Source organism: Nostoc flagelliforme FACHB-838 (genome assembly GCF_014698065.1).
Lineage (GTDB): Bacteria > Cyanobacteriota > Cyanobacteriia > Cyanobacteriales > Nostocaceae > Nostoc > Nostoc flagelliforme_B.
Map to the genome: position 1 here is coordinate 1 of NZ_JACJSI010000691.1, position 1,819 is coordinate 1,819.

Sequence of the window (1,819 nt, forward strand, 5' to 3'; positions counted from 1 at the left end):
TTGGCTGGTCTGTATGATGGTAATCCCAAGCGCCACACAACCAAACCAACAGCAGAAAAGTTGTTGAATGCTTTCAATGGTATAACAATGTATTTTCATCGAGACGGCAGCTAAATTGTCTCCAGCATCATTATGAAATTAATGGCAAAAAATGCCGAGTCACGATATCAAAGTGCTTGGGGAATCAAGGCAGATTTAGAAGAATGTCTCCACCAGCTAGAAAACACAGGTGGAATGGAAGCGTTCCAATTAGGTAGGCACGATATTTATGATAAGTTTCAGATTTCGCAGAAACTCTATGGACGCAAAACCCAAGTTGAGACGTTATTGGCAGCGTTTGAGCGAATCAGTACAACATCCCCAAACCGCAAGCCTGAAAGTGAGATGATGCTTGTCACAGGCTATTTTGGTATCGGCAAATCAGCCCTAGTACAAGAAATTCATAAACCGATTACTCAAAAGCATGGTTATTTTATAACAGGTAAATTTGATCAGTTTGGGCGTAATATTCCTTACTCTGCAATTGTAAATGCTTTTGGCTCATTAGTGCGACAACTGCTGAGTGAATCAGAAGCTTGTTTACAACAGTGGAGAGAAAACATTCAAGCCGCTTTGGGTGCGAATGGGCAAGTAATTGTTGATGTGATTCCTGAAGTCGAACTTATAATTGGTAAACAGTCAGTAGTCCCAGAAGTTGGAGCAACTGAAGCTCAAAATCGCTTTAATTTGGTGTTTCAAAAGTTTATCCGAGTATTTTGTGCAAAAGAACATCCTTTAGTCATCTTTCTAGACGATTTGCAATGGGTAGACTCGGCAACGCTTAAGTTAATTGAGCTAATGATAAGCGATCGCTCTTCACAATATTTGTTTGTAATTGGAGCGTACCGGGAGGAGGAAGTTAACTCAACTCATCCATTAAGGATGGCGCTTCAGCAGTTAAAAAAAGCAGGAACGACAATTAATCAGATTATTTTAGCGCCACTTGAGTTGTCAGATGTAGCTCAATTAATTGCCGATACATTGCATAGTGATACTGCTTGGCTTCAACCCTTAGCAGAATTGGTAATAAAGAAAACCCTTGGCAATCCCTTCTTTGTCAATGAGTTTCTCAAAACGCTGTATGCAGAAAATCTGTTAACCTTTGATGTTAATCGTCGGATCTGGCAGTGGGATATTGCTCAAATTCAAGATAGAGATATTACCGATAATGTAGTGGAGTTGATGATTGGCAAGCTCAAGCAACTGACACGAGCAACGCAACTTTTATTGAGTTTAGCTGCTTGTGTCGGTGCTAATTTCAGTTTAAACATCCTCGCTAATATCTGTGAAAAATTACCAGATGAAATTTCCCCAGATTTAGTCGAAGCAGTTCATTTGGGGGTTATCTTACCGACATCCGAGTTAAATGCTCAACTATTAATTCCAGATTATAAATTATTGCACGATCGGGTTCAGCAAGCGGTGCAGAGAGTCTCTGTTATAGACCCTCCCTCATCCTGTTTTGCTAGTGTGTCATTATCGACAAACGATGCACAGGTTTTGGCTTCGTCTACCTCAATAAACTTAATCCTTTAGTGTTGGACTAATGCAAGGATTCGTTATTTGAGTATAGCTATTGGAATTTGGGCAATACGTGTAACCGTTCACAGGATAAGAAACNCTACAGTCAAAAATGGGTTACTGAGATGGTAGATTAAGAGGCATGGATGAAAACTGCCTCGCCTACGGAATTGAAATTTCCGACTCAGATTGGGAAAAGACTCCAGCCAGCATCAAACAACTGGTGGAGAAAATGGGGCAGCATATAAAGCAATCAGAA

1 protein-coding gene is annotated in these 1,819 nt (G+C 40.3%); it reads left to right on the plus strand.

Going from position 1 to position 1,819, the window contains the following annotated elements; genetic code table 11:
* Positions 1 to 132 precede the first annotated feature (132 nt).
* Entirely contained in the window at positions 133 to 1,575 is a 1,443-nt protein-coding gene (locus tag H6G97_RS50775; RefSeq protein ID WP_199350207.1) for an ATP-binding protein, read from the plus strand.
* The last annotated feature ends 244 nt before the right edge of the window (positions 1,576 to 1,819 follow it).

What these genes read in the sequence shown, in the direction of transcription:
- H6G97_RS50775 (WP_199350207.1), top strand. Translation starts at nt 133, where the DNA reads ATGAAATTAATGGCAAAAAATGCCGAGTCACGATATCAAAGTGCTTGG.